Below are 20,793 nucleotides of genomic sequence, written 5' to 3'. Positions count from 1 at the left end.
GGAGACCCTCAGCCGCCGACCGTGAGGACGATCTTGCCGCGGGTGTGGCCCTGCTCCACCGCCCGCAGCGCGGCCCCCGCCTCGTCGAGCGGGAAGGTCCGCGTCACGTACGGGTCCAGGACGCCGTCGACCACGAGCGCGGCCACCGCGTCCAGCACCGCCGCCGTGCGCTCGCGGACGATCGCCGACCCGCCCAGCTCGGCGGCGCCCTCCTTGTCGGCCCCGCTGACCAGCCGCGAGCGGTCGCCCAGCAGGACCGCCAGCTCGCGCAGCGGCTCGCCGCCGACCAGGTCGAGGATCGCGTCCACCCCGCCGGGCGCCGCGACGCGGACCCGCTCGGCCACACCGGGACCGGAGGCGACGTGCACCGCGCCCAGCGATTCGGTGAAGGCCCGCTTCGCCTCGCTCGCGGTGCCCACGACCTTCAGGCCGAGGTGCCGGGCGATCTGCGCCGCGGCCACGCCGACCCCGCCGCCGACGCCGTTGACCAGCACGGTGGCCCCCTCCGGCAGCGCGAGCCCGACGAGCGCGTCGTACGCGGTCGCGGCGGCGACCGGCAGCGCGGCCGCGTCGGTCCACGCCAGCGCGGCGGGCTTGTGCGCGGTGCCGGCCGCGGGCAGCAGCGTCAGTTCGGCGTAGCCGCCGCTCCCGGCGTGGCCGAAGACCTCGTCGCCGGGCGCGAAGCCCTCGGCCTCCGGCCCCACCTCCACGACGACGCCGGCGGCCTCGCTGCCGAAGACCGCCGGCAGCTCGGTGGCCGGGCCGCCCGCCCGCCGGTAGCCCTCGCGCCGTTTCCAGTCGACCGGGTTCACCCCGGCGGCGCGTACGGCGACCAGCAGCTGCCCGGGGCCGGGCACGGGGCGCGGCAGGTCGGCGAAGGTCTCGGTCTCGGGCCCGCCGAAGGCGGTGTGGACGTACGCGGTGGGCATCCGGTGCTCCCGTGCTCGGTGGTCGGTGCGGTCTCGGGCGTTCAGCGGGCGGTGCCGGCGGGGACCTTCGAGAAATGGAAGTGCACCTCGCGGCGCCGGGAGAAGCCCAGCGACTCGTACAGCCTGATGGCCCCGGTGTTGACCGCGGCGGCGTGCAGGAACGGGGTGTCGCCGCGGGCCGCGATGCCCGCCGCGGTGTGCAGCACGAGCCGCGAGGCCAGGCCCTGGCCGCGGTGCTCCGGGTCGGTGCACACCGCGCTGATCTCCGTCCAGCCCGGCGGCCGCATCCGCTCGCCGGCCATCGCGACGAGCCGGCCCTCCCGGCGGATGCCGTAGTAGGCGCCCATCTCGACCGTGCGGGCCGCGAACGGGCCCGGCTTGGTCCGTGCCACCAGCTCCAGCATCTCGGGGACGTCCGCGGGGCCCAGCGGCTCCGCCTCGTCGTCGGTCACGGCGGTGACGGCACTGCCGACCATCTGCACCCCCTGCCCCGCCCAGCCGGTCTCCCACCCGCCGGGCAGCGCCTCGGCCCCGGTGAAGGCGAAGGCGTTGCCGCCGCCGACGAGCGCGGCCAGATCGGCCCAGCCCCGTGGGTCGTCCGGATCGGCGACGGCCACGAAGGGCGACACCTCGGGGTGGAAGCGGGCCGCGGAACCGGCGGCGACGGCGAGAGCGGCCTGCGGGCCGTTCAGCGCGGCCCACACCGGGTTGTCCAGGGGGTGCGCGGCAGGTGCCGGACGCGCCGGCTGGGCGGATTCGAGGCTGGTCGACATGGTCGCGCTGCTGCTCCGTTTCTGCGCCGGGCCGGCCGGCGCTCACCAGTGGTGCAACCCGATCCGGCCGCAAGATCTTCCGCACGGCCCCGGCGTCCCGTCCGCCGGACGCGTACGGGCCGGGCGGGGGGTCAGAGCCGCAGGCCCGCGGAGAGCAACGCGAACTGCCGGTCGTACAGCGGCACCAGGTCCACCTGGCCGTCGTGCTCGACCCAGTGGCGCACCACCGCGGTGGAGACCGCCATGAGGGCGGCGGCGGTGCACCGCACGTCCAGGTCGTCCGCGGCGCGGCCGCTGCGCTCCGCGATCACCTCGGCCACCGAGTCCTGGCTGCGGATCAGCTCGTCCCAGGAGCGGGCCCGCAGTGCCGGGTCGGTGAAGCCCAGCCGGGTACGCAGCAGCAGTTCGTCCCGATCGGCCTCCAGCAGCCGCCCGAGCGAGTCCGTGAGCGCGACGCGCAGGCTGTCGACGACCGGTTCGCCGGGCGGGCGGGCGCGCAGCGCGTCGGCGAGCGCGGCGTCGTAGTCGTCGTCGAGGACGACGTCCTCCTTGGTCGGGAAGTAGCGGAAGAACGTGCTGGGGGAGACCTCGGCCGCGGCGGCGATCTGCTCCACGGTGGTGCGTTCGTAGCCCTGGGCCGCGAAGAGGCGGAAGGCCTCGCGCCGGATGGTCGCGAGGGTGCGCCGCTTCTTGCGCTCCCGCAGGCTCGTCTCCGGCGCGGCGGGGGTCTCCTTGGCGTTCATGCCGGTGATTCTCCGCGCTCGGGCACGGCTCCCGCCAACCCGGCCCCCGGGGAGCCCGCCGCATCCACCGCCCCGGTCGGGCCGGCCGGTTCCGGTACGGTGGCCCGCCCGTCCCCGCCGTCCGTCACGGTCCGCCCGGCGGCGGCGCGCCCGGGCAGGAACAGCGCGGCGAGCACCGCGCCGGCCACGGCGATGGCGCAGCACACCAGCAGCGCCAGCCCCATGCCGTGCAGGAAGGCGCGGTGCGCGGTGTCCGCCAGGCGCGGGTCGTCCAGCCGGGCGGCGACCTCGTCGGCGCCGCTGACCGAGTCGCGGGCCCGGCCGGTGTCCGCGGCGGACAGCCCGGGCACGTGCAGCCGGGCCAGGTACCCCGCGCTCAGCAGGCTGCCGAGCCCCGCGACGCCCAGCACCCCGCCGACCTGCTGCACCGTCTCCAGCAGGCTGGTGCCCCGTCCGGAGGCCCCGGCGGGCAGCGAGGCCATCACCAGGCTGGTCGCGGGGACGGTCGCGAGCCCGAAGCCCAGCCCCGTCAGCGTCAGCCACAGCGCCGCGTAGCCGTACCCGGCGCCGCCGCCGGTGGCCGCTCCCAGCAGCGTGCCCACCGCGAGCGCCAGCAGCCCGGCGGGCACCACGACGCGGGCGCCGAGCCGCGGGACGAGCTGCTCGCTCAGGGCGGCGGCCGCCATCAGCCCGCCGATCAGCGGCAGGATCCGCAGCCCGGTGCCGAGCGCGTCGTGCCCCAGGACCGCCTGGAGGTACTGCGGCACCACGAAGAGGATGCCCATGACGGCGAAGTTGACGAAGACGGCGACGAGCGTGCCCCAGCGGAACCGGGGGTCGGTGAACAGCGCGGTGTCCACCAGCGGGAAGGGGTGGCGGCGCTGCTGCACGACGAAGGCCACGAGCAGCACGGCGCCGCCGGCGATCCCGGCCAGCACCTTCGCGCTGCCCCACCCGTGGCCGGGCACCAGGATCGTGCCGTACACGAGGCCGGTGATGCCCAGCCCGCTGAGCAGGGTGCCCGTGACGTCGAAGGGCGCGGCGCCGGCCCGGTCGCGCGGCTCCCCGGCGGGCAGCAGCAGGAGGCACGCGGCCAGCGCGACGGCGAACAGCGGCACGTTGAACAGGAAGACCGAGCCCCACCAGAAGTGGTTCAGCAGCCAGCCGCCGACCAGCGGGCCGACGGGCAGGCCCAGGGCGGTGGCCGCCGTCCACACGCCGACGGCCTTGGGCACCTCCTCGGGGCCGAAGACCTGCGGCAGCACCGCCATCGACACCGGCATGATCATCGCGGCGGCCAGCCCGAGCACGGCGCGTATCGCGATCAGCTGCCCGGGACTGCCGGCCTGGGTCCCGGCGAGGGAGGCGAGACCGAAGAGCGTGACACCGGCGACCAGGATCCTGCGGTGCCCGTAGCGGTCGCCGAGCAGCCCGACGGGGAGCATGCCGACCGACAGCGCCAGCAGGTAGCCGCCGTTGATCCACTGCAACTGGGCGCTGTCGGCGCCGAGTTCACCGGACAGTGTGGGCAGCGCGACGGTGACGACGGTGCCGTCGAGGGCGACGGTCAGCACGCTCAGCGTCAGTGCCGCCAGCACCCACCAGCGGCGTGGTGACGCCGCGAGCGGCGGCGGAGGAGGGGTGGGCGCGGACATGGCGGCCTCCGGGGGAGTCGACTGTTTGTTGACAGTAGACTCCCAGATCGGAGAGTGATGTCAAATGAAAGTGGACTGTCGTTTTTTCCGCGGGTCGCGCGACCGCCGTCTCAGTTCGCCTTCCGGCGGCCCGCGGTCTTCTTGGCGGGGGTCTTTTTCGCGGGGGCCTTCTTCGCCGTCTTCCTGGCCGCCGTCTTCTTCGCCGCGGCCTTCCTGGCGGGACGCTTGCCGGTGCCGGTACCGGCACCCTTTCCCGGCCGGTCACCGATGTCCGTCACCGTCGCGTCCTTGCCGCGCCCGCTCTTCGCGCGGCCCTCGTGGGCCTGGTCCACCGAGGCCTGGAGGGCGGCCATGAGGTCCACGACCTGCCCGCCGCCGGTCCCGCCCCCGGCCGTGGGCGGTTCGGCGCCCTCCAGCTTCGCGGTGACCAGCGCCTCCACCGCCGCCGCGTACTCGTCGTGGTAGGCGGCCAGGTCGGCCTCGCCCAGGGCGTCGATGAGGGTGTCGGCGAGCTTCAGCTCGTTGTCGGAGATGGTGACCTTGCCGCGCGGCGCCGCGTCGGCCGCCGGGTTCAGCTCGTCGGGCCAGCGCAGCGTCTGGAGCAGCAGGACGTCGCCGCGCGCGGTGATCAGGGCCAGGTGCTCGGAGTTGCGCATCGCGAACTTGCCGACCGCCGCCTTGCCCGAGCGGGAGAGCGCCTCGCGCATCAGGACGTACGGCTTGTTCGCGGTGGGGGAGGAGGGTGCGAGGAAGTAGGGCGTGTCCAGCTGCATCTGGTCGATGCGGGAGGTGTCGACGAAGCCGCTCACCTCGATGGTCTTGGCGGTCGGCAGCGGCAGTGCCTGGAGCTCGGCGTCGGTGACCTCGACGAGTTCGTCGTCGGGGGTCTCGAAGGCGCGGCCGATCTCGGCGGAGGACAGCACCTCCTCGTCCAGCTCGCAGGTCTTCTGGTAGCGCACCCGGCCCTGGTCGGCCAGGTGGATCTGCCGGAAGCTGATCTTGTGGCTGGACACCGCGGATCCGAGCTTCACCGGGATGGAGACCAGGCCGAAGGCGAGGGTTCCGCTCCAGACGCTGCGCATGGCATGTCCCTTTGATCCGGATATGGGATCTTTAGGATATGCCGATCACCGAGGTCGGGGGCCGCCGGATCACCCTCAGCCACCTCGACCGGGTCCTGTGGCCGGACACCGGGACCACCAAGGGCGAGCTGCTGCACTACTACGCGACGGTGGCCGACGCCCTGATCCAGCACTGCGCCGGGCGTCCGGTGAGCTTCGTACGCACCCCGGACGGCGTGCAGGGGCAGCGCTTCTTCCAGAAACGCCCTCCCGCCGGTACGCCCGACTGGGTGGCGACGTCCGAGACGCCGCGCAAGAGCGGCGAGCTGATGCCGCAGGTCCAGGTCAACGACCTGGCCACGCTGATGTGGGCGGCGAACCTGGCGTGCGTGGAGATCCACACCCCGCAGTGGCGGTCGGGGGCGCCCGGCACCGCGGACCGCCTCGTCGTCGACCTCGACCCCGGGCCGGGGCGGACCGTCGTCGACTGCTGCGAGATCGCCCTGCTGCTGCGCGACCGGCTCGCCGCGGACGGGCTGCGCGCCTGGGCGAAGACCAGCGGCTCCAAGGGCCTGCACCTCTACGCGGCGCTGCGCGACGCCGACGCCGAACAGGCCTCGGACTACACCCGCGCCGTCGCCCGCGAGCTGGAGCGCGCCCACCCCGACCGGGTCGTCTCCCGCATGGCGAAGGCCGACCGCACCGGACGCGTCTTCCTCGACTGGTCGCAGAACTCCCGCAAGAAGACCACCGCGACGCCCTACACCGTCCGCGCCCGCCCCGAGCCCACCGTGTCCACGCCGCTGTCCTGGGACGAGGTGGAGTCCGCGGCCTCGCCCGCCGACCTGGCCTTCACGATCGCCGACATCCCGGCCCGCCTGGCCGCCCACGGTGACCTGCTGGCCCCGCTGCTCTCCCCCGCGTCCGCGGCGCGGCTGCCCTGAGGGGCCCGGGGGAAGGTCAGCCGCGCGGCTCCCCGTACCAGCGCCACTTCTCCTGGCGCGGGTGGTCCGGCAGGGCGACGCGGCCGGCCGACCACAGCAGGGCGGGCCAGGGCTCGGCGTCCCCGGGGGCGTGGGGGAAGAGGCGGTGCAGGGTGCGGGCGCACAGGGCGGCCGGCGGGGTGAAAGGCGGCAGGCCCAGCCCGGCGGCGATGTCGTGGACGTGGACGAGGGTCTCGACGACGCCCATCGCCGCGAAGCCCTCGGGGTCGGCGGCGCCGAAGACGTGGTGGGAGCGCACCTCCGGCGGGGTCACCCGCACCATCGCCGCCAGCAGCGCGCCGCAGCCGTCCAGTACCTGGAGCAGGCCCTCGGTGCCCTCGGCGCGCTCCACGAAGATCGTGCTCGCCGGCCCGCCGGGGAACTCGCGGCGCCAGGAGACCGGCACATGGGTCGTCAGCGGCGGCTGCTGCGGCCCGAGTTGCAGCGCGTAGGCGAACAGGTCGTCGGCCAGGTGCTCCGCCGTCTGCCAGCACGTCCATGTCAGGTCGCCCGCCGGTGAGTCCCAGCCGTCCCCGGGGGCTCCGCGCAGGGCGGTGATCGACAGGCGGACGGCCTCGGTGACGTCGTCGGCGGTCACCGGTCCGGGAGTGCGTGCTGCGGCTGAGGTCATGCCCGGCACCGTACCGCGGGGCGGGGGCCGCCGGAGATCCTGTCCTTGCGTTGGAATCTGTTGACCGTCGAACGAAAAGCGCCCTAGATTCACCATGATCGAACGCGAGGACTGAGAGGACTCCCCATGCCCACACCCACCGCCCGTGTCCTCGCCCTGCGGGCCGCGGGCACCGCGCTCGTCGTGGAACTGACCGAGCCGGTGCCGCGCGTACTGCACTGGGGCGCCGACCTCGGCGCCCTGGCGGAGGCGGACGCCGCCGCGCTCGCCCTGACCGCCGACCAGGCGGTGCTCAACAACGCCCTCGACGTGCCGCGCCGGCTGACCGTCTGGCCCACCGAGGCCGACGGCTGGTCCGGCACCCCCGCGCAGGAGGGCCACGTGGCGGGCGGCGCCGCCGCGCCCGGGCCGGTGCTCACCGGCGCCACGCACGAGGAGTCCGCGGAAGGCGGCGGCACGATCGTCCTGTCGCTCACCGACGCCACGACCGGCCTCGACACCGAGCTGACCTACCGCCTCGAACCCTCCGGCGTGCTCGCCGCGTCCGCCACCCTGACGCGCCGGGCGGACGCCGGACCCGAGCCGTACGACCTCGCGCGCGTCACCACCGTGCTGCCGCTGCCCGGACGGGCCACCGAACTGCTGGACTTCACCGGCAAATGGAGCCGCGAGCGGGTGCCGCAGCGCCGCCCGCTCGGTCACGGCAGCCACGTCCGCGAGGCGCGCCGCGGCAAGCCCGGCGCGGACTCGCCCTACCTCCTCGCCGCCGGGGTGCCCGGCTTCGGCTTCCGCACCGGCGAGGTGTGGGCGGTGCACGTCGCCTGGAGCGGCGACCAGCGCTACCTCGCCGAGCGGCTGCCCGAGGGCGCCGGCGTGCACGGCGGCGTCCTCGGCGGCGGCGAGCTGCTGCGGCCCGGCGAGATCCGCCTCGCCCCCGGCGACAGCTACCGCACCCCCGTCTGCCACTTCGCCTGGTCGGGCGCCGGGCTCGACGGGCTCGCCGACCGCTTCCACACCCTGCTGCGCGCACGCCCGGGCCACCCGCGAACCCCCCGGCCCGTCGTCCTCAACAGCTGGGAGGCCGTCTACTTCGACCACGACCTCGACCGGCTGCGCCGCCTGGCCGACCGGGCCGCCGAGGTGGGCGTGGAGCGCTTCGTACTGGACGACGGCTGGTTCACCGGCCGCCGCGCCGACACCGCGGGCCTCGGCGACTGGTACGTCGACCCCGCCGTGTGGCCGGACGGCCTCGCCCCGCTCGCCGACCACGTCCGCGCGCTCGGCATGGACTTCGGGCTGTGGTTCGAGCCGGAGATGGTCAACCCCGACTCCGACCTGGCCCGCGCCCACCCGGAGTGGATCCTCGGCCCCGCCCGCGGCCTCGGCCCCACCTCCCGCCACCAGTACGTGCTGGACATCGCCCACCCGGACGCCTGGGCGTACCTGCTGGAGCGGATCGGCACGCTCGTCGAGGACCACGGCATCGGCTACCTGAAGTGGGACCACAACCGGGACCTGCACGAGGCCGTGCACGGCCCCGGCGACCGACCCGCCGGCCACGCCCAGGTCGTCGCCCTCTACCGGCTGCTCGACACCCTGCGGGCCCGCCACCCCGGGCTGGAGATCGAGAGCTGCGCCTCCGGCGGCGCCCGGATCGACCTCGGCATCCTCGCCCGCACCGACCGGGTCTGGACCTCCGACTGCAACGACCCGGTCGAGCGCCAGGCCATCCAGCGCTGGACCGGCCAGCTGCTGCCCCCCGAGCTGATGGGCGCCCACGTCGCCACCGCCGAGAGCCACACCACCGGCCGGGTGACCGCCGCCTCCTTCCGGCTGGTGACCAGCCTGTTCGGCCACCCCGGCATCGAGCAGGACCTCACCGCCTGCGAGCCCGGGGAACTCGCGCGCATCACGGACTGGACGGCGCTCTACCGCGAGCTGCGCCCGCTGCTGCACGGCGGCCGGCAGGTGCGCGCCGACCTCCCCGACGACGCGGTGCTGCTGCACGGCGTGGTCGCGCCCGACGCCTCCGCCGCCGTCTACTGCTGGGCCCGCACCGCGACCTCGGCCGACGGCCAGTCAGGGCGCGTGCCGCTGCCGGGCCTGGACCCGGGCACCGCCTACCGGGTGCGGATCCGCACCGAGCCGGGGCTGCCGTCGCTGCACCAGAACGACGGACCCGCGTGGTTCACCGCCGCGCTGGAGGGCTGGGTGCCGCTGCCGGGCGCCGTGGCGGTGCACGCCGGGCTGCCGATGCCGACGCTGAACCCGGGCCAGGCGCTGCTGCTGGAGCTGCGCGCGGCCTGAGCGCGGGCCGCCCGCCGCCCGTTCGGCCCACCCCGGCTGCACGGGCGGCGCGGCGTGCGCAAGGGTCTGGGGTGGACAGCCGTGCCCGGGCCCGGGCACGGACCAGCCGGCCCGGGGAGAACCGATGGACCTCAGCAGCACGGTGGACAGCCTCATGGACGGGCTCACCGCCGACCTCGCCCGGCTCGCCGCGATCCCCTCGATCGCCTTCCCCGGCTACCCCCGCGCCGAGGTCGAACGCGCGCACGACCTGCTCGTCGAGCTGCTGCGGGACGCCGGTGTCGGGCACGTCGAGCGCATCGACCTGCCCGACACCGCACCGGTGATCTACGCCGAGGTGCCGCCGCCCGCCCCGGACGCCCCGACCGTGCTGCTCTACGGCCACTACGACGTCCAGCCGCCCGGCGACGTGTCCCTGTGGCTCTCCCCGCCGTTCGAGCCCACGCCCGTCGAAGGCGGCCTGCGGGCGCGCGGGATCGCCGACGACAAGTCCAACGTCATGGCCCACATCGGGGTGCTGCGGGCCTACGGGGGCCGCCCGCCGACCGGGCTGAAGATCGTCCTGGAGGGCCAGGAGGAGTACGGCAGCGCCTTCGACGACTACCCCCCGACCGACCCCGCGCGCTTCGCGTGCGACGCGATGGTGATCGCCGACATGGGCAACCTCCGGCCCGGCACCCCGACCCTGACGACCGGGCTGCGCGGGGTCGCCGAGGTCGTGGTGGAGGTCCGCACCCTCGCCGAGGCCCGGCACAGCGGCGAATTCGGCGGCGCCGCCCCCGACGCGCTGCTCGCGCTGCTGCGCGCGCTCGCCGGGCTGCACGACGAGCGCGGCGACGTCGCGGTGCAGGGGCTGCGCCGCGAGGAGTGGCGGGGCGCGTCGTACACCGAGGAGGAGTTCCGTGAGCTGGCCACCGTCGCCGGCGGGGTCCCGCTGACCGGCAGCGGAAGTCTCGGCGAGCGGCTGTGGAGCGGCCCGGCGGTCACCGTGATCGGCCTGGACGCCCCGGCCGTCGACGGCGCGGCCTCCGCCGTCGTCCCGTACGCGCGCGCCAAGCTCAACCTGCGGGTGCACCCGCAGCAGGACCCGCGGGAGGCCACCGAGGCGCTCGTGCGGCACCTGCGCGAGCACCGCCCGTACGGGATCGAGCTGACGGTGACCCCGGGCGACACGGGACCCGGTTTCGAGCCGGCCACCGACGGACCCGCCTACCGGGCGGCGCGTGCCGCGCTGCGCGAGGGCTGGGGGAGCGAGGCGCGGCTCGCGGCGAGCGGCGGGTCCATCCCGCTGGTCAACGGGCTCGCCAGGGCCGTGCCGGACGCGGAGGTGCTGCTCTTCGGCGCGCAGGACAGCATGTGCAATCTGCACGCGCCCAACGAGCGGGTGCTGTTCTCCGAACTGCGCGGCGCCGTCATCGCCGAGGCGGCCTTCCTGCGCGAGTACGCCGCCGACTTCAAGGCGGCGGGCGGCCGGCGGTGAGCGCCGCGGCGGCCGGTCCCGGCACGCGGGCCGGCGCCGCGGGCCCGCCGCCAGGCGGCGGCCCCGGCGGCGAGGGCGGCGGGGAGGGGCCCGGTGAAAGGCGCCGCTTCACCTTCCCCAGCGCGCTGACGATCCTCGCCCTCGTCACGATCGCGGTGTGGGCGCTGGCCTTCGCGATCCCGTCCGGCGAGTACCGCCGCAACGCCGACGGCAAGCCGGTCCAGGGCACCTACCACCACGTGCCCTCCGGACTGAGCTTCGGCGGCCGCCTCAAGGACCTCTTCCTCTCGCCGGTCAACGGCCTCTACGGCATCCAGGACACCAGGACCGGCGCGGTCGGGCCCGACAACACCGGCGACCTCTACGGCAGCGCGGGCGTCTTCCTCTTCGTACTGGCCATCGGCGCTTTCATCACGGTGGTCTTCGCGACCGGCGCCCTGGACCGCGGCATCGCCCGGCTCGCGCACGCGCTGCGCACGCGCGGCGCGCTGCTGATCGCCGGCATCATGGTCGTCTTCTCGGTGCTCGGCACGGTCGAGGGCTTCGCCGAGGAGACCCTCGGCTTCTACGGGCTGATCGTGCCGCTCATGCTCGCGCTCGGCTACGACCGGATGGTCGCCACCGGCACGATCATCCTCGGCGCGGGCGTCGGTGTGCTGTGCTCCACCGTCAACCCGTTCGCGACCGGCGTCGCCTCCTCGGCCGCCGGCATCTCCCTCGGTGACGGCATCGTGCTGCGCTCCCTGATGTGGATCGTGCTGACGGCCGTGACGGTCGCCTACGTCGTCCGCTACGGCCGCCGGGTGCAGCGCCGCCCCGAGCGCTCGGTCAGCGGCTTCCTGCCCGGCGACCGCGAGCAGGGCGAGCGGGGCGCGGGCGAGCCGCCCGAGCTGACCCGGCGGCACAGGACGGTGCTGGCCGCGGTGGTGCTGGTCTTCGTCTTCATGATCTTCTCGGTGGTGCCCTGGTCGAGCGCGGTCACCGGCAGGGCCGACGCCCTCCCGTACGGCTGGGAGCTGGACTGGTCCTTTGCCGAACTCGCCGCGCTGTTCGTCGTCGCGGCCGTGCTCGTCGGGCTGCTCGCGGGGCTGGGGGAGCAGAAGCTCAGCTCCACCGTCGTGCAGGGCGCCGCGGACTTCGTCTCGCCCGCGCTGGTCATCGTGCTGGCCCGCGGTGTCACGGTGATCATGAACAACGCGAAGGTGACCGACACGGTGCTGCACTCCATCGAGGGCGCGGTGTCCGGGTCCTCGAACGCGGTCTTCGCGGTCGTCGTCTTCGTCGTCAACCTGCCGCTGGCCTTCCTGATCCCCTCCACGTCCGGCCACGCGACCCTCGCGATGCCGATCCTCGCGCCGCTCGCGGACTTCGCGGGCGTCTCCCGCGCGGTCGTCGTCACCGCGTGGCAGGCCGCGAGCGGCTGGATGAACCTGTGGGTGCCCACCACGGCCGTGACGATCGGCGGCGTCTCGCTGGCAAAGGTCCGCTATGACCAGTACCTGCGCTTCATCTGGCCGCTCCTGGCCCTCCTCTTCGTGCTGATCTGCGCATTCGTCTCGCTCGGCGCCGTCGCCACCTGACGCGGCGGCACCAGCCCCGCCTGCCCGCGGCAATGTGTGCAATTGCATCCGGAATTGCAGCTGCACTTGCGGGGTAGATCCCGGATGCGGGCACGCGCCTGACGGTGCCCGTGCGGCGGACGGGCCGCCGGAATCGAGCAGGAGAGGCGGTACGGCGATGAGCGCGCAGTTCGGCAACGGCGTCCGGGCCAGCAGCATTCCCGGAGTGGAATGGATCAAGAGCGCTCGCAGCAACCCGAGCGGCAACTGCGTGGAGTTCGCGCGGCTTCCCGACGGAGGGGTTGCGGTTCGCAATTCCCGTTATCCCGACGGGCCTGCTCTGGTATACACGCGGGAGGAGATAAACGCATTCGTCGGGGGCGCCAAGGACGGCGACTTCGACACCTTCACGGTGTGAAGCCCGTGCAATGACGCCCGCAGGGGCGGGTCGCGGGCTTCGCGGAGCAGTACCGGCCGGCCGGTACCACTCGGGGAGCCAGCATGTCCGCACTGCCGCAGCCCGCCTCGCCCTTACCCCTGTTCGAGCGCCGCCCCGAGATGGGTTCCCGCGCCGTGTCCCGGGTGCTCGGCTCCTACCTGCGCGCCCTGCGGGAGAGCCGCAACTGCTCCCCGGCCGCGGCCGGTGCCCACATCCGCGCCCACGCCTCGAAGATCAGCCGCATGGAGACCGCGCACGTCTCCCTCAAGGTCCGCGACGTCGACGAGCTCCTCCAGCTCTACGGGGTCGGCGAGGGCGAGCGCGCGGAGATCGGGCGCCTGGTGCAGCGCGCCGCCGGCCCCGACTGGTGGCAGCCCTACGGCGAGGTCGTGCCCGACTGGTTCCAGCAGCTCATCGGCCTGGAGCGGGACGCCCACCTGGTGCGCAGCTACGAGACGCAGTTCGTCCCCGGCCTGCTCCAGACCGAGCGGTACGCCCGCGCCGTCGTGGAGAGCGGCCACCGGCTCGCGCCCCCGGAGGAGAACGCCCGGCGTGTCGAGCTGCGACTGGAGCGGCAGCGCCGGATGACCGAGCCGGGCGCGCCCGTGCTGTGGGCGCTCGTCGACGAGGGGGTGCTGCACCGCCCGGTCGGCGGCGCCGCCGTGATGCGCGAGCAGCTGACGTACCTCCTGGAGGTGCTGCGGCAGCCCGGCGTCCGGCTGCAGATCGCCTCCTACGCCGCCAGCGCCGCCGCGACCCCGGGGACGTCCGTCACCTACCTCCGCTTCGCGCAGGGCTTCCTGCCGGACATGGTCTACCTGGAGCACATGACGAGCGCGGTCTACCTCGACCGGCTCACCGACGTCGACCACTACCGCGCCGCGCTGGACGAGCTGAGCGCGCTCGCCGCGACCCCGGCGGACAGCCGGGTGCTCCTGGAGCAGGCACTCCAGCGCTACCGCTGACCCCGCGGCAGCGGGCACGGGCCCGCCGCCACGGGCCCGTCAGCGGATACGGCCGACGCCGCCGTACTCGATCCACTCCATGCTGGGCTGCCGCGGCGCCAGGTCGGAGTCCGGGCGCCATGTCGACACCTCCACCAGTCCCGGCTCCAGCAGCTCGGTGCCCTCGAGGAAGCGCAGGACGTCCGCCTCGCGCCGCACCTCGCCCCAGTTCCCGCCCGTGGTGCGGTCCATGAACTCCGTGACGCCGCGCCGGGTCTCCTCGTCCTCGCTCACCAGCTGGCACACCACCAGGAAACTGCCCGGCGGCACCTTCGCCGCCGCCCGCCGCACCACACCCGCCGGGTCGTCGCGGTCCGGGATGCAGTGCAGCACCGACACGAAGAGCACCGCGACCGGCTGCTCGGTGTCGATCAGCCGCTTGACGTCGGGGTGCGACCACACGGCCTCGGTGTCGCGCATGTCCGCGTGGATCACGGCGGTGTTCGCGTTCTGCTCCAGCAGCGCCCGCCCGTGGGCGAGCACGATCGGGTCGTTGTCGATGTAGACGACCCGGCACTCCGGGTCGACCCGCTGGGCCACCTCGTGCACGTTGTCCTGCGTCGGCAGGCCCGAGCCGTGGTCGACGAACTGCCGGATGCCGTAGTCCTCGGCGAGCCGCCGTACCACCCGGCGCAGGAAGGCCCGGTTGTTGACGGCCAGCACCTTGGTGCTGGGGACCTGCTCCAGCAGCTCCTCGGTGGCCGCCCGGTCCGCCGGGTAGTTGTCCTTGCCGCCCATCAGGTAGTCGTACATCCGCGCCACACTCGGCACGTTGACGTCGATGCGGTCCGTCAGCGGGACAGAGGCGTCGTCCATCGGATCCTCGCGGCATCTTCGGCCCGGCGCAGCCGAGGTGAAAGTGAGCTGGAGCACTCCCATCCTAGGCAGCCGCGAGCCGCCGGTCGACACCAACTGCCCCACCAGCAATGGCTCGTGACGTCTCGTGGTGTCCGCGTGCCGGTCAGGGCGACGGGTGGCGGACGACGTCCACCGGCGCCGCGGCGCCCGGGCGGTCCGCGTGCCACGCCCGGACGTGGTCGATCAGTACGTCGTCGCTGCCGACCACCAGCGCGTTGCCCGTACGCCCCGGGCCCCCGGCGCCGACCCGGAAGAAGACGTCCTGCACCGACGTCGGGTCCCGCGGGTCACTGCGCCTGCCGCGGCCGCCGATCTCCAGCAGCGCGGGCGGCTCCTCCCCGGCCGCGTCGAAGAGCAGCCCGGCTACGCGCACCCCGCGGACGTTCTCCACCCGCATCGCCACCGCGCCGGTGACCGGGACGAGCGTCGGGAAGCCCAGGCCCAGCACCACCGTGCCGGACCAGGTGACCTTGAGCGTGCCCGTCAGCCGGTAGACGCCGGGGGTCAGCAGCAGGTGCTTGCCCTGTGCCAGCGCCCGGTTGAGGGTGACCACCGAGTCGGCGGGCTTCGCGACGAAGAACTGCTCGATCGGGACCGAGGTGCCCCGGACGCGCCCCGCGCTCCGGCCTGCGTCCGCCGTGCCGTAACGCAGCGCGGGCAGGAACACCCGGTAGCGCCCGGCCGCGTCGAGGTGGAGGAAGGGCTTCTCGCGGCTGACCGGCGCGGCCGGCGCGGCGGGACACGGGGGCTGCGGGGAGGGCTGACCCGGCGCGCCGGCGAACCTGCGGAAGATCTGGTCCCGGACGCCGTCGGGCCGGCCGGCGGCCGTGCTGCCGCGCGTCGGCCCCGGCTGCTGCGAGGCGTTCACGACCCCGCTGCCGGCCGCCGGGTCCGCGGTGTGGCCGCCGCTCGTGGAACCGCCCCGGCGCGGGGGGAGGAGCAGCTGCCCGCGGATGTGCACCCGGCGCGGCGGCGCGGCCTGCGACACGGCCCACCGGCCGGTCCCGTCGGCGGGGCCGACGGCCAGGTTCTCCGCCGAGCACGGCAAGGCGGTGAGCGCGCCGCCCCCGCCGCCCGGTTGCGGCCGGCCCTCGACGCGCACCGCGCCGTTGATCGTCACGTCGTCGGGCGACAGGCCCAGGCCCGCGATCGAGGTGCAGGAGCCGAGCCGGGCGTCCACGTCGTAGGTGCCGGGCCGGAAGAGGAAGGCGAAGCCGCCGCCCGCATCCTGCCGGCGGGCGGCGGCGTCCAGCGCGGCCTGGATCTCGGCGGCGGGGGTGGCGGGGCCGAAGACCCGCACGTTCGGCCCGAAGTCCGGTTCGGGGGAGCCCGGCCGGCGCTCCTGCCCGCGGGCGGCGGAGGCGGGGGCCGTCCCGGGCGGGGCGGCCGGGGCCGGCGCGGTGGACGCGGCGAACGTGCGGCGGCTCCGCCCGGCGCCGGGGCCCGGGCGCGTGTCCGCGGGCGAGCCGGTGCGGAAGCGGGCGCCGGCGGCGGTGGCGGTCCCCGTTGCGGTGCCGGTGAGTTCACTGCCCGCGACCCTGAACGACGACATGACGACGACCACCTTCCGCGACTGTCCGCGAGCTCCGTACGGCCCGGGACCGGCAGCCCCACGGATCCCCGGAGCGCGTGAGAGCGCTCTCTTGCAGACGTACCCTGCGGGCTGCGGGAAGCCGGTGTCAAGAATTCGTGAGAGCGCTCTCGGGGACGTGTGACACCGCTGTTCACAGCCGCACCAGCCGCCCCGCGACTCCCACCCCGCCGCCCGGGGGAGCGGTCCCGTGAGGGCCGCCGCTGACCTGCCGCCAGCCGGCCGGTCCTCGAAAAGTGGGCTCTGACCTGGGGTTTCGCGTCAGGAGCCAGGGTGTGCCGGGGGCGCCGGGGCGACGGCCGCGGCGTGTGCCGGAGCGGACGCGAGCGCGATCACGGTGTCGTAACTGTTGCGTGTGCGCCAGGTCGCGGCAGGCGCCGGCGTTTCAGTCGGACGTCCCGGCCGGCAGCCGCAGGCCGAGCCACTGCTCGGCGTCCCAGGCCCGAAACCGCTCCACCTCCGCGAACCCCAGCCGCGCCGCGAGGCGCATGGAGGCGGCGTTGGCGGACTGGGTGGCGAGCACCACCGGCTCGCCGGGGAAGGCGGCGTCGAACCAGCCGAGCGCCGCCCCGCACGCCTCGGCCGCGTAGCCGGACCCCCATGCCCGCGGCAGGAACAGGTAGCCGAGATCGGCCTTCCCGGCAGCCGCCGGGCGGCGGTCCCCGGGCACCCTCCGCAGCAGGATCTGGCCGATCATCGCCCCGTCGAGTGCGACGACGAAGCTGCCGGGCCACGACTCGGGTACGTCGGGCAGTTCGCGTTCGAGATCGGCACGCGGACGGGGACCGCCCAGGTAGGTGTGCACCTCCGGCGAGGCGAGCAGTTCGACGAAGGCCGCACGGTCCCGTGCCTCGGACGCACGCAGCACGAGCCGCTCCGTCCTGATCGGGGCGGGGGGCCACGCGACGGGGACCAGGTTCTCCATCGGCGCACGCTAGCAGGGGGCCGTTCGCCGCGGGAAGGCCGATCAGGGCCCGGGAGGCCGCGTGGCAGCCGCCCGGGCGGGAGTCTCCTCGACCGGGCGCGTGGGCCGAGCCGCGAGTGCCGCGCCGGCGCACGCCCGGCGAGCGCCGTTCAGGCGCGCCCACCCCCCGCGGTGTGGCGTTGCCGCCGTACGCGGCCCGGCCGGCCGGGAGCGCTGCCCGGGCGCCTCAGGCCTGCGCCCGGTGCGCGGCCGCGCAGTTCACAGCGCCCGTTCCATGCACACCAGGCCGTCCCGCTCGTCCCAGGACTCCGCCACGGTGAAGCCGAGCCGTTCGTACAGCCCGATCGCACCGGTCCGCCATTTCCACACCGACAGCCGCACGGTGTCCGCGCCCGCCGCCGCGGACAGGGCGAACGACGCGCGGATCAGGGCGGAGGCGATGCCGCGGCCGCGGAAGGCGGGCTCCGTCCAGAGCCTCCTGACCTCCGACCGCGCGCCTGCCGGTGCGCTCAGGACGACGCAGCCGGCAGCCGTGCCACCGCTCGTCGCCACCAGGACGGTGTCACCCGCGAACGCGGTCCTCGGGGCCTCCACCTCGGCCCGGTAGCGGGCCGGCAGGTTCTCCGGGCTGCCGACGGGAACGCCCTTCTCGGCCTGCGTCCGCAGGTGGTACGCGGCGAGCAGGGCGGACAGGGACTCGTCGGAGGGGCCCTCGGCGGGCCAGCGGAGGAGGGTGGTCGGCGCGTCGCTCATCGCGCCAGCATGCCGTACCGCCGGCCAGGCCTTCACCGGGGCCGCCGGGACCCCTGCGGTGCCCCTGCCGGGCCGCTGCTGTGCGCTCGCCGGGCCCCGGGCCGTTCGCTGCCGGGCCGTCGCGGACGGCGTCGGCTCAGACGGTCACGACCTCCACGCCGGCGTCCGCGAAACGGGCCAGCGCGGCGGGCGGGGCGCCGCCGTCGGTCACCAGCGTGTGCACGGCACCCGTGGCGCAGATACGCGCGAAGGCGCGGCGGCCGATCTTCGAGGAGTCGGTGGCCACCACGACCCGCCGGGCCCGCTGCGCCAGCAGCCGGTTGGTGCTCGCCTCGTCCTCGTGGTGGGCGTAGACGCCCTCGTCGGGGTCGATCCCGTCGATACCCAGCACGGCCAGGTCGAGGGTGATCTCGTGCAGCACCCCGGCGGCCAGCGGGCCGGTCAGTTCGTAGGACTGCGGCCGGGCGACGCCGCCGGTCACCACGAGCTTGATCTGGGGGCGGATCACCAGCTCACCGGCGATGTTGAGGGCGTTGGTCACCACGGTGAGCGCGGGGTGCCGGCCGGCCGCCCCGGTCAGATCGCCGCGCAGCGCCAGCGCCCGCGCGACCTCGGTGGTCGTGGTCCCGCCCGTGAGGCCCACCACCTCCCCGGCCCCGACCATCGCCGCGACCGCGGCCGCGATCCGCTGCTTCTGCTCGGTGTGGCGGGCGGTGCGGTAGCGGAGCGGCAGTTCGTACGACACGCCGTGCGCGACGGCGCCGCCGCGGGTCCGGATGAGCATCTGCTGCTCGGCAAGCTGGTCGAGGTCGCGGCGGATCGTGGCCGCGGACACGTTCAGGGCGGCGGCCGCCTCCTCGACGTCCAGGCGCCCTTCGGCGGCGAGCAGGTCCAGGAGCGAGGTCCATCGGGCGTCCCGTGACACGGGGGGCTCCTTCCTGGGCCGTGGGTCGGCGGGTCCGGTGCGTCGGCGGCGGGTGGGCCGGCGGCTCCGGCTGCCCGGCCAGCCTAGTTCTTGCCGGGCGCCACCCCCGGGGGTGCCTGCTGCCGCCGTGCCGGGACTCGCGGCGGGCGGCCGGTCGCGCCCGCGCGGTGCCGCCCGCCCGCCGGCCCGAAGGCGGGGAGGGGGCAGCCGCACGTGCGTTCCCGGCGGGCCGGCACCACCACGAGGGCCCGGCGGCCACGGAACGGCAACGTCCGCACAACGGAGTGGCGGCACGCCCCGTTCGCGGAGGTGCCGCGCCTACGCTCGACAGGGACGGACGCTGGATCCAGGGGGGCCACATGCGGTCGGTCGGGCGGTTGGGGTCGTTCGGAGGGGCTGCCTGCGTGGCCGCGGCGGCAACGGCGATGGGACTTCTCACCGGCTGCGGGGCGCCCACGGCCGGTGCCGCCGGAATCAGTGTGGACGCGAGCGGCAGGCCGGTGGGCTACGTCGCCGTGTGCGGCTCCCACATCGACGGCCTGACGCTCTACTCCGAGAAGGCGGACGGCCACCTCAGCACGATCAACACCTGGGTGCCGGTCCACCCCATCGAGCCCGGGGTGACCAGCTGGCCGCTGAACGGGATCCTGCCCGGCTGGGGGGCCGACTGGCCCACGACGACGCTCGTCCCCAGGGTCACGTACGTGCTCTACGGCTGGACCACGGACAACTCCTGGACGGCGGTCCACATCGACTTCACGGTGGCCGACCTGAAATCCCTCTCGCCCGGCCGCGTCAGCTTCTTCGGCGGAACCGCGAAAACCGCCGACTTCGGGAAGAAGGCCTGCCACTAGCCGCCGGGCGGCGGGGGCCCCGGGGAACGCGGTCCGCGCGTCGGCGGCCCGGCAGGACCCGGCCCCGAGGAACTGCCGGGCCGGGGCCCGGTGCGGCGCCGACGCCGCACGGGACACCGTGCCCCCCGCGACCTGCGGCGCGCTCGCGCCCCGCTACGCGTCGGCCGTCCCCGTCGGGGCCGTCGGTGAATGCCCTTGCCCGGCGCCGCCGAGGTCGATCCAGTAGCGGCGCTTGACCCCGGATCCGGTGCTGCGCACGTCTTCGAGGACGCCGCCCCTGCCCTCGATGGTGCGGGCCGAGCCGGCGTTGCCGTCGTCGCAGGTGAGGAGGACGCGGTCCAGACCAAGGGCCGGTGCCTTGAGCAGAACCTCCCCCAGCGCCCACGAGGCCAGTCCGCGTCTCCTGGCGGAAGGGCGGATGCTGTAGCCGATGTGTCCGCCGCCTTCCCGCAGGAAGGCGTTCAGGTAGTGCCGGAGGTCAATGGCCCCGAGGTAGGTCTCGCCCTCGGCGATCCACCAGTGGGTGGCGTGGACGCGACCTTCCCCGACGGGCAGCGACCGGTCCGACTGCTGCCGCAGCCGCTGGACCCAGGAGGCGAACCCTTCCGGGCTGTCGAGGTCGTCGTCACCCACCAGGTGCAGGCCGACCCCGTCCTGGTGAGCGCCGGGCTGCCACTCGTCACGCGCGGTGCGCCACGAGGAGTGCAACCGTTCCGTGGGAGCGATCAGTTCGGCCATGCGGGGGACGATAACACCCGCACCCCCTGTGATCAGGCTCCTCGTGCCGGCTCGGGAGCAGGCCGCCGGGGGGCGCCGGTGAGCCGGATCGAGCCGGGCCCCCGAGTCCCGCCACCACCACTCGACCACCCCCTCGGTCCGCTCTCCTCACGCGGACGGGGGCTGTTCGCTGCGGCGCTTGATGCCGTCGCCCTCCAGGGAGAGGTAGCGGCGGATGGTGGAGCCGAGGAGGAAGGCCACGGGCCAGGACAGGGCGCCGGACTGGTCGAGGGTGAGGGTCATACGGGTGGCGTCGCCGGCCGGTTCCAGGACATGGCCGGCGCGGGAGCGGGCGCCGGGGGCGCGGGTCTCCCAGAAGAAGGAGGTGCCCTCGTCGAGGGCGGTGACCTGCCAGACGGCCGGGCGGAGGCGGGGCTGGCGGACGGCGAACCGCGCGCCGGGAAAGACGCCGGGGCCGGCGAGGCCGCGTACGGAGGTCATGGAGGGGGTCAGCTCCGGCCACTTCTCCGGCGCGGCGAGCACCTGCCAGACCCGGGCGGCGGGAGCGGCGATCGTGACGGCATAGGAGTAACTGGGCACGGGAGC

At 75.0% G+C, this 20,793-nt stretch carries 20 protein-coding genes; 7 read left to right on the top strand and 13 right to left on the bottom strand.

Annotated features, from left to right (window positions below; translation table 11 throughout):
- Window positions 1-8: 8 nt before the first annotated feature.
- The 5 genes from ACH4SE_RS31475 to ACH4SE_RS31455 all read right to left on the bottom strand — a co-directional run bounded on the left by ACH4SE_RS31475 (window position 9) and on the right by ACH4SE_RS31455 (window position 5,182).
- Entirely contained in the window at window positions 9-929 is a 921-nt protein-coding gene (locus ACH4SE_RS31475) for an NADP-dependent oxidoreductase (RefSeq protein WP_398546938.1), read from the bottom strand.
- A gap of 41 nt (window positions 930-970) precedes the next feature.
- A complete protein-coding gene (locus ACH4SE_RS31470; protein WP_398546937.1) occupies window positions 971-1,702 on the bottom strand; it encodes a GNAT family N-acetyltransferase in 732 nt (243 codons plus the stop codon).
- A gap of 131 nt (window positions 1,703-1,833) precedes the next feature.
- Entirely contained in the window at window positions 1,834-2,445 is a 612-nt protein-coding gene (locus ACH4SE_RS31465; protein WP_398546936.1) for a TetR family transcriptional regulator, read from the bottom strand.
- Window positions 2,442-4,100 carry an MFS transporter gene (locus ACH4SE_RS31460; protein ID WP_398546935.1) on the bottom strand — a complete coding sequence of 553 codons (1,659 nt, stop codon included), beginning with the start codon at window positions 4,098-4,100 and terminating at the stop codon, window positions 2,442-2,444. Before ACH4SE_RS31460 ends, ACH4SE_RS31465 begins: the two co-directional genes overlap by 4 nt.
- A gap of 110 nt (window positions 4,101-4,210) precedes the next feature.
- The gene (locus tag ACH4SE_RS31455; RefSeq protein ID WP_398546934.1) at window positions 4,211-5,182 is read right to left on the bottom strand and encodes a Ku protein; all 972 of its coding nucleotides are present in this window, start codon (window positions 5,180-5,182) and stop codon (window positions 4,211-4,213) included.
- Window positions 5,183-5,220: 38 nt separating this feature from the next.
- Between ACH4SE_RS31455 and ligD the strand changes: the two genes are divergently transcribed.
- Entirely contained in the window at window positions 5,221-6,105 is an 885-nt protein-coding gene (gene ligD, locus ACH4SE_RS31450) for a non-homologous end-joining DNA ligase (protein ID WP_398546933.1), read from the top strand.
- Between the two features lie 16 nt (window positions 6,106-6,121).
- Here ligD and ACH4SE_RS31445 read toward each other — a convergent pair whose 3' ends face one another.
- The gene (locus ACH4SE_RS31445) at window positions 6,122-6,775 is read right to left on the bottom strand and encodes a hypothetical protein (protein WP_398546932.1); all 654 of its coding nucleotides are present in this window, start codon (window positions 6,773-6,775) and stop codon (window positions 6,122-6,124) included.
- A gap of 126 nt (window positions 6,776-6,901) precedes the next feature.
- Between ACH4SE_RS31445 and ACH4SE_RS31440 the strand changes: the two genes are divergently transcribed.
- From ACH4SE_RS31440 to ACH4SE_RS31420, 5 genes are all read left to right on the top strand, one after another.
- Entirely contained in the window at window positions 6,902-9,082 is a 2,181-nt protein-coding gene (locus tag ACH4SE_RS31440) for an alpha-galactosidase (protein ID WP_398546931.1), read from the top strand.
- 124 nt (window positions 9,083-9,206) lie between these two features.
- A complete protein-coding gene (locus ACH4SE_RS31435; RefSeq protein WP_398546930.1) occupies window positions 9,207-10,562 on the top strand; it encodes a M20/M25/M40 family metallo-hydrolase in 1,356 nt (451 codons plus the stop codon).
- A 125-nt stretch (window positions 10,563-10,687) separates the two neighbouring features.
- Complete coding sequence (locus ACH4SE_RS31430; protein ID WP_398546990.1) at window positions 10,688-12,142, top strand: YfcC family protein; 1,455 nt, start codon at window positions 10,688-10,690, stop codon at window positions 12,140-12,142.
- Window positions 12,143-12,299: 157 nt separating this feature from the next.
- Window positions 12,300-12,539 (top strand): DUF397 domain-containing protein, encoded by a 240-nt coding sequence (locus tag ACH4SE_RS31425; protein ID WP_398546929.1) that lies wholly within the window; start codon window positions 12,300-12,302, stop codon window positions 12,537-12,539.
- Between the two features lie 83 nt (window positions 12,540-12,622).
- The gene (locus tag ACH4SE_RS31420) at window positions 12,623-13,525 is read left to right on the top strand and encodes a helix-turn-helix domain-containing protein (protein ID WP_398546928.1); all 903 of its coding nucleotides are present in this window, start codon (window positions 12,623-12,625) and stop codon (window positions 13,523-13,525) included.
- Window positions 13,526-13,564: 39 nt separating this feature from the next.
- On the opposite strand, the gene ACH4SE_RS31415 is transcribed toward ACH4SE_RS31420, so the two are convergent.
- The 5 genes from ACH4SE_RS31415 to ACH4SE_RS31395 all read right to left on the bottom strand — a co-directional run bounded on the left by ACH4SE_RS31415 (window position 13,565) and on the right by ACH4SE_RS31395 (window position 18,616).
- On the bottom strand, window positions 13,565-14,380 hold the full coding sequence (locus tag ACH4SE_RS31415) for an SAM-dependent methyltransferase (RefSeq protein WP_398546927.1): 816 nt from the start codon (window positions 14,378-14,380) through the stop codon (window positions 13,565-13,567).
- Between the two features lie 145 nt (window positions 14,381-14,525).
- A complete protein-coding gene (locus ACH4SE_RS31410) occupies window positions 14,526-15,974 on the bottom strand; it encodes a coagulation factor 5/8 type domain-containing protein (protein ID WP_398546926.1) in 1,449 nt (482 codons plus the stop codon).
- A gap of 424 nt (window positions 15,975-16,398) precedes the next feature.
- The gene (locus ACH4SE_RS31405) at window positions 16,399-16,938 is read right to left on the bottom strand and encodes a GNAT family N-acetyltransferase (RefSeq protein ID WP_398546925.1); all 540 of its coding nucleotides are present in this window, start codon (window positions 16,936-16,938) and stop codon (window positions 16,399-16,401) included.
- A gap of 258 nt (window positions 16,939-17,196) precedes the next feature.
- Window positions 17,197-17,691, bottom strand: a complete 495-nt coding sequence (locus ACH4SE_RS31400) for a GNAT family N-acetyltransferase (RefSeq protein WP_398546924.1) — start codon at window positions 17,689-17,691, stop codon at window positions 17,197-17,199.
- A gap of 136 nt (window positions 17,692-17,827) precedes the next feature.
- Window positions 17,828-18,616: a DeoR/GlpR family DNA-binding transcription regulator gene (locus tag ACH4SE_RS31395; RefSeq protein WP_398546923.1), complete on the bottom strand. Its 789-nt coding sequence runs from the start codon at window positions 18,614-18,616 to the stop codon at window positions 17,828-17,830.
- Between the two features lie 404 nt (window positions 18,617-19,020).
- Here ACH4SE_RS31395 and ACH4SE_RS31390 point away from each other — a divergent pair, with 404 nt between their 5' ends.
- Window positions 19,021-19,470, top strand: coding sequence for a hypothetical protein (locus ACH4SE_RS31390; protein WP_398546922.1), 450 nt, complete (start codon window positions 19,021-19,023; stop codon window positions 19,468-19,470).
- A 153-nt stretch (window positions 19,471-19,623) separates the two neighbouring features.
- Here ACH4SE_RS31390 and ACH4SE_RS31385 read toward each other — a convergent pair whose 3' ends face one another.
- Both ACH4SE_RS31385 and ACH4SE_RS31380 read right to left on the bottom strand, forming a co-directional pair.
- Window positions 19,624-20,208 carry a GNAT family N-acetyltransferase gene (locus tag ACH4SE_RS31385; protein ID WP_398546921.1) on the bottom strand — a complete coding sequence of 195 codons (585 nt, stop codon included), beginning with the start codon at window positions 20,206-20,208 and terminating at the stop codon, window positions 19,624-19,626.
- A gap of 147 nt (window positions 20,209-20,355) precedes the next feature.
- Window positions 20,356-20,787: an SRPBCC family protein gene (locus tag ACH4SE_RS31380; RefSeq protein WP_398546920.1), complete on the bottom strand. Its 432-nt coding sequence runs from the start codon at window positions 20,785-20,787 to the stop codon at window positions 20,356-20,358.
- Window positions 20,788-20,793: the final 6 nt, after the last annotated feature.

The sequence above is a fragment of the Streptomyces sp. NPDC020983 genome, from assembly GCF_044333485.1.
Taxonomy (GTDB): domain Bacteria; phylum Actinomycetota; class Actinomycetes; order Streptomycetales; family Streptomycetaceae; genus Actinacidiphila.
This window is presented reverse-complemented; position numbering and strand designations above follow the sequence as displayed.

Excerpts from the sequence above, each read along its gene's own strand:
- ACH4SE_RS31410 (WP_398546926.1), bottom strand. The coding sequence starts at position 15,974 with ATGTCGTCGTTCAGGGTCGCGGGCAGTGAACTCACCGGCACCGCAACG.
- ACH4SE_RS31425 (WP_398546929.1), top strand. The coding sequence starts at position 12,300 with ATGAGCGCGCAGTTCGGCAACGGCGTCCGGGCCAGCAGCATTCCCGGA.
- ACH4SE_RS31435 (WP_398546930.1), top strand. The coding sequence starts at position 9,207 with ATGGACCTCAGCAGCACGGTGGACAGCCTCATGGACGGGCTCACCGCC.
- ACH4SE_RS31385 (WP_398546921.1), bottom strand. The coding sequence starts at position 20,208 with ATGGCCGAACTGATCGCTCCCACGGAACGGTTGCACTCCTCGTGGCGC.
- ACH4SE_RS31455 (WP_398546934.1), bottom strand. The coding sequence starts at position 5,182 with ATGCGCAGCGTCTGGAGCGGAACCCTCGCCTTCGGCCTGGTCTCCATC.
- ACH4SE_RS31415 (WP_398546927.1), bottom strand. The coding sequence starts at position 14,380 with ATGGACGACGCCTCTGTCCCGCTGACGGACCGCATCGACGTCAACGTG.
- ACH4SE_RS31475 (WP_398546938.1), bottom strand. The coding sequence starts at position 929 with ATGCCCACCGCGTACGTCCACACCGCCTTCGGCGGGCCCGAGACCGAG.
- ACH4SE_RS31470 (WP_398546937.1), bottom strand. The coding sequence starts at position 1,702 with ATGTCGACCAGCCTCGAATCCGCCCAGCCGGCGCGTCCGGCACCTGCC.
- ligD (WP_398546933.1), top strand. The coding sequence starts at position 5,221 with ATGCCGATCACCGAGGTCGGGGGCCGCCGGATCACCCTCAGCCACCTC.
- ACH4SE_RS31420 (WP_398546928.1), top strand. The coding sequence starts at position 12,623 with ATGTCCGCACTGCCGCAGCCCGCCTCGCCCTTACCCCTGTTCGAGCGC.
- ACH4SE_RS31405 (WP_398546925.1), bottom strand. The coding sequence starts at position 16,938 with ATGGAGAACCTGGTCCCCGTCGCGTGGCCCCCCGCCCCGATCAGGACG.
- ACH4SE_RS31465 (WP_398546936.1), bottom strand. The coding sequence starts at position 2,445 with ATGAACGCCAAGGAGACCCCCGCCGCGCCGGAGACGAGCCTGCGGGAG.
- ACH4SE_RS31400 (WP_398546924.1), bottom strand. The coding sequence starts at position 17,691 with ATGAGCGACGCGCCGACCACCCTCCTCCGCTGGCCCGCCGAGGGCCCC.
- ACH4SE_RS31460 (WP_398546935.1), bottom strand. The coding sequence starts at position 4,100 with ATGTCCGCGCCCACCCCTCCTCCGCCGCCGCTCGCGGCGTCACCACGC.
- ACH4SE_RS31445 (WP_398546932.1), bottom strand. The coding sequence starts at position 6,775 with ATGACCTCAGCCGCAGCACGCACTCCCGGACCGGTGACCGCCGACGAC.
- ACH4SE_RS31440 (WP_398546931.1), top strand. The coding sequence starts at position 6,902 with ATGCCCACACCCACCGCCCGTGTCCTCGCCCTGCGGGCCGCGGGCACC.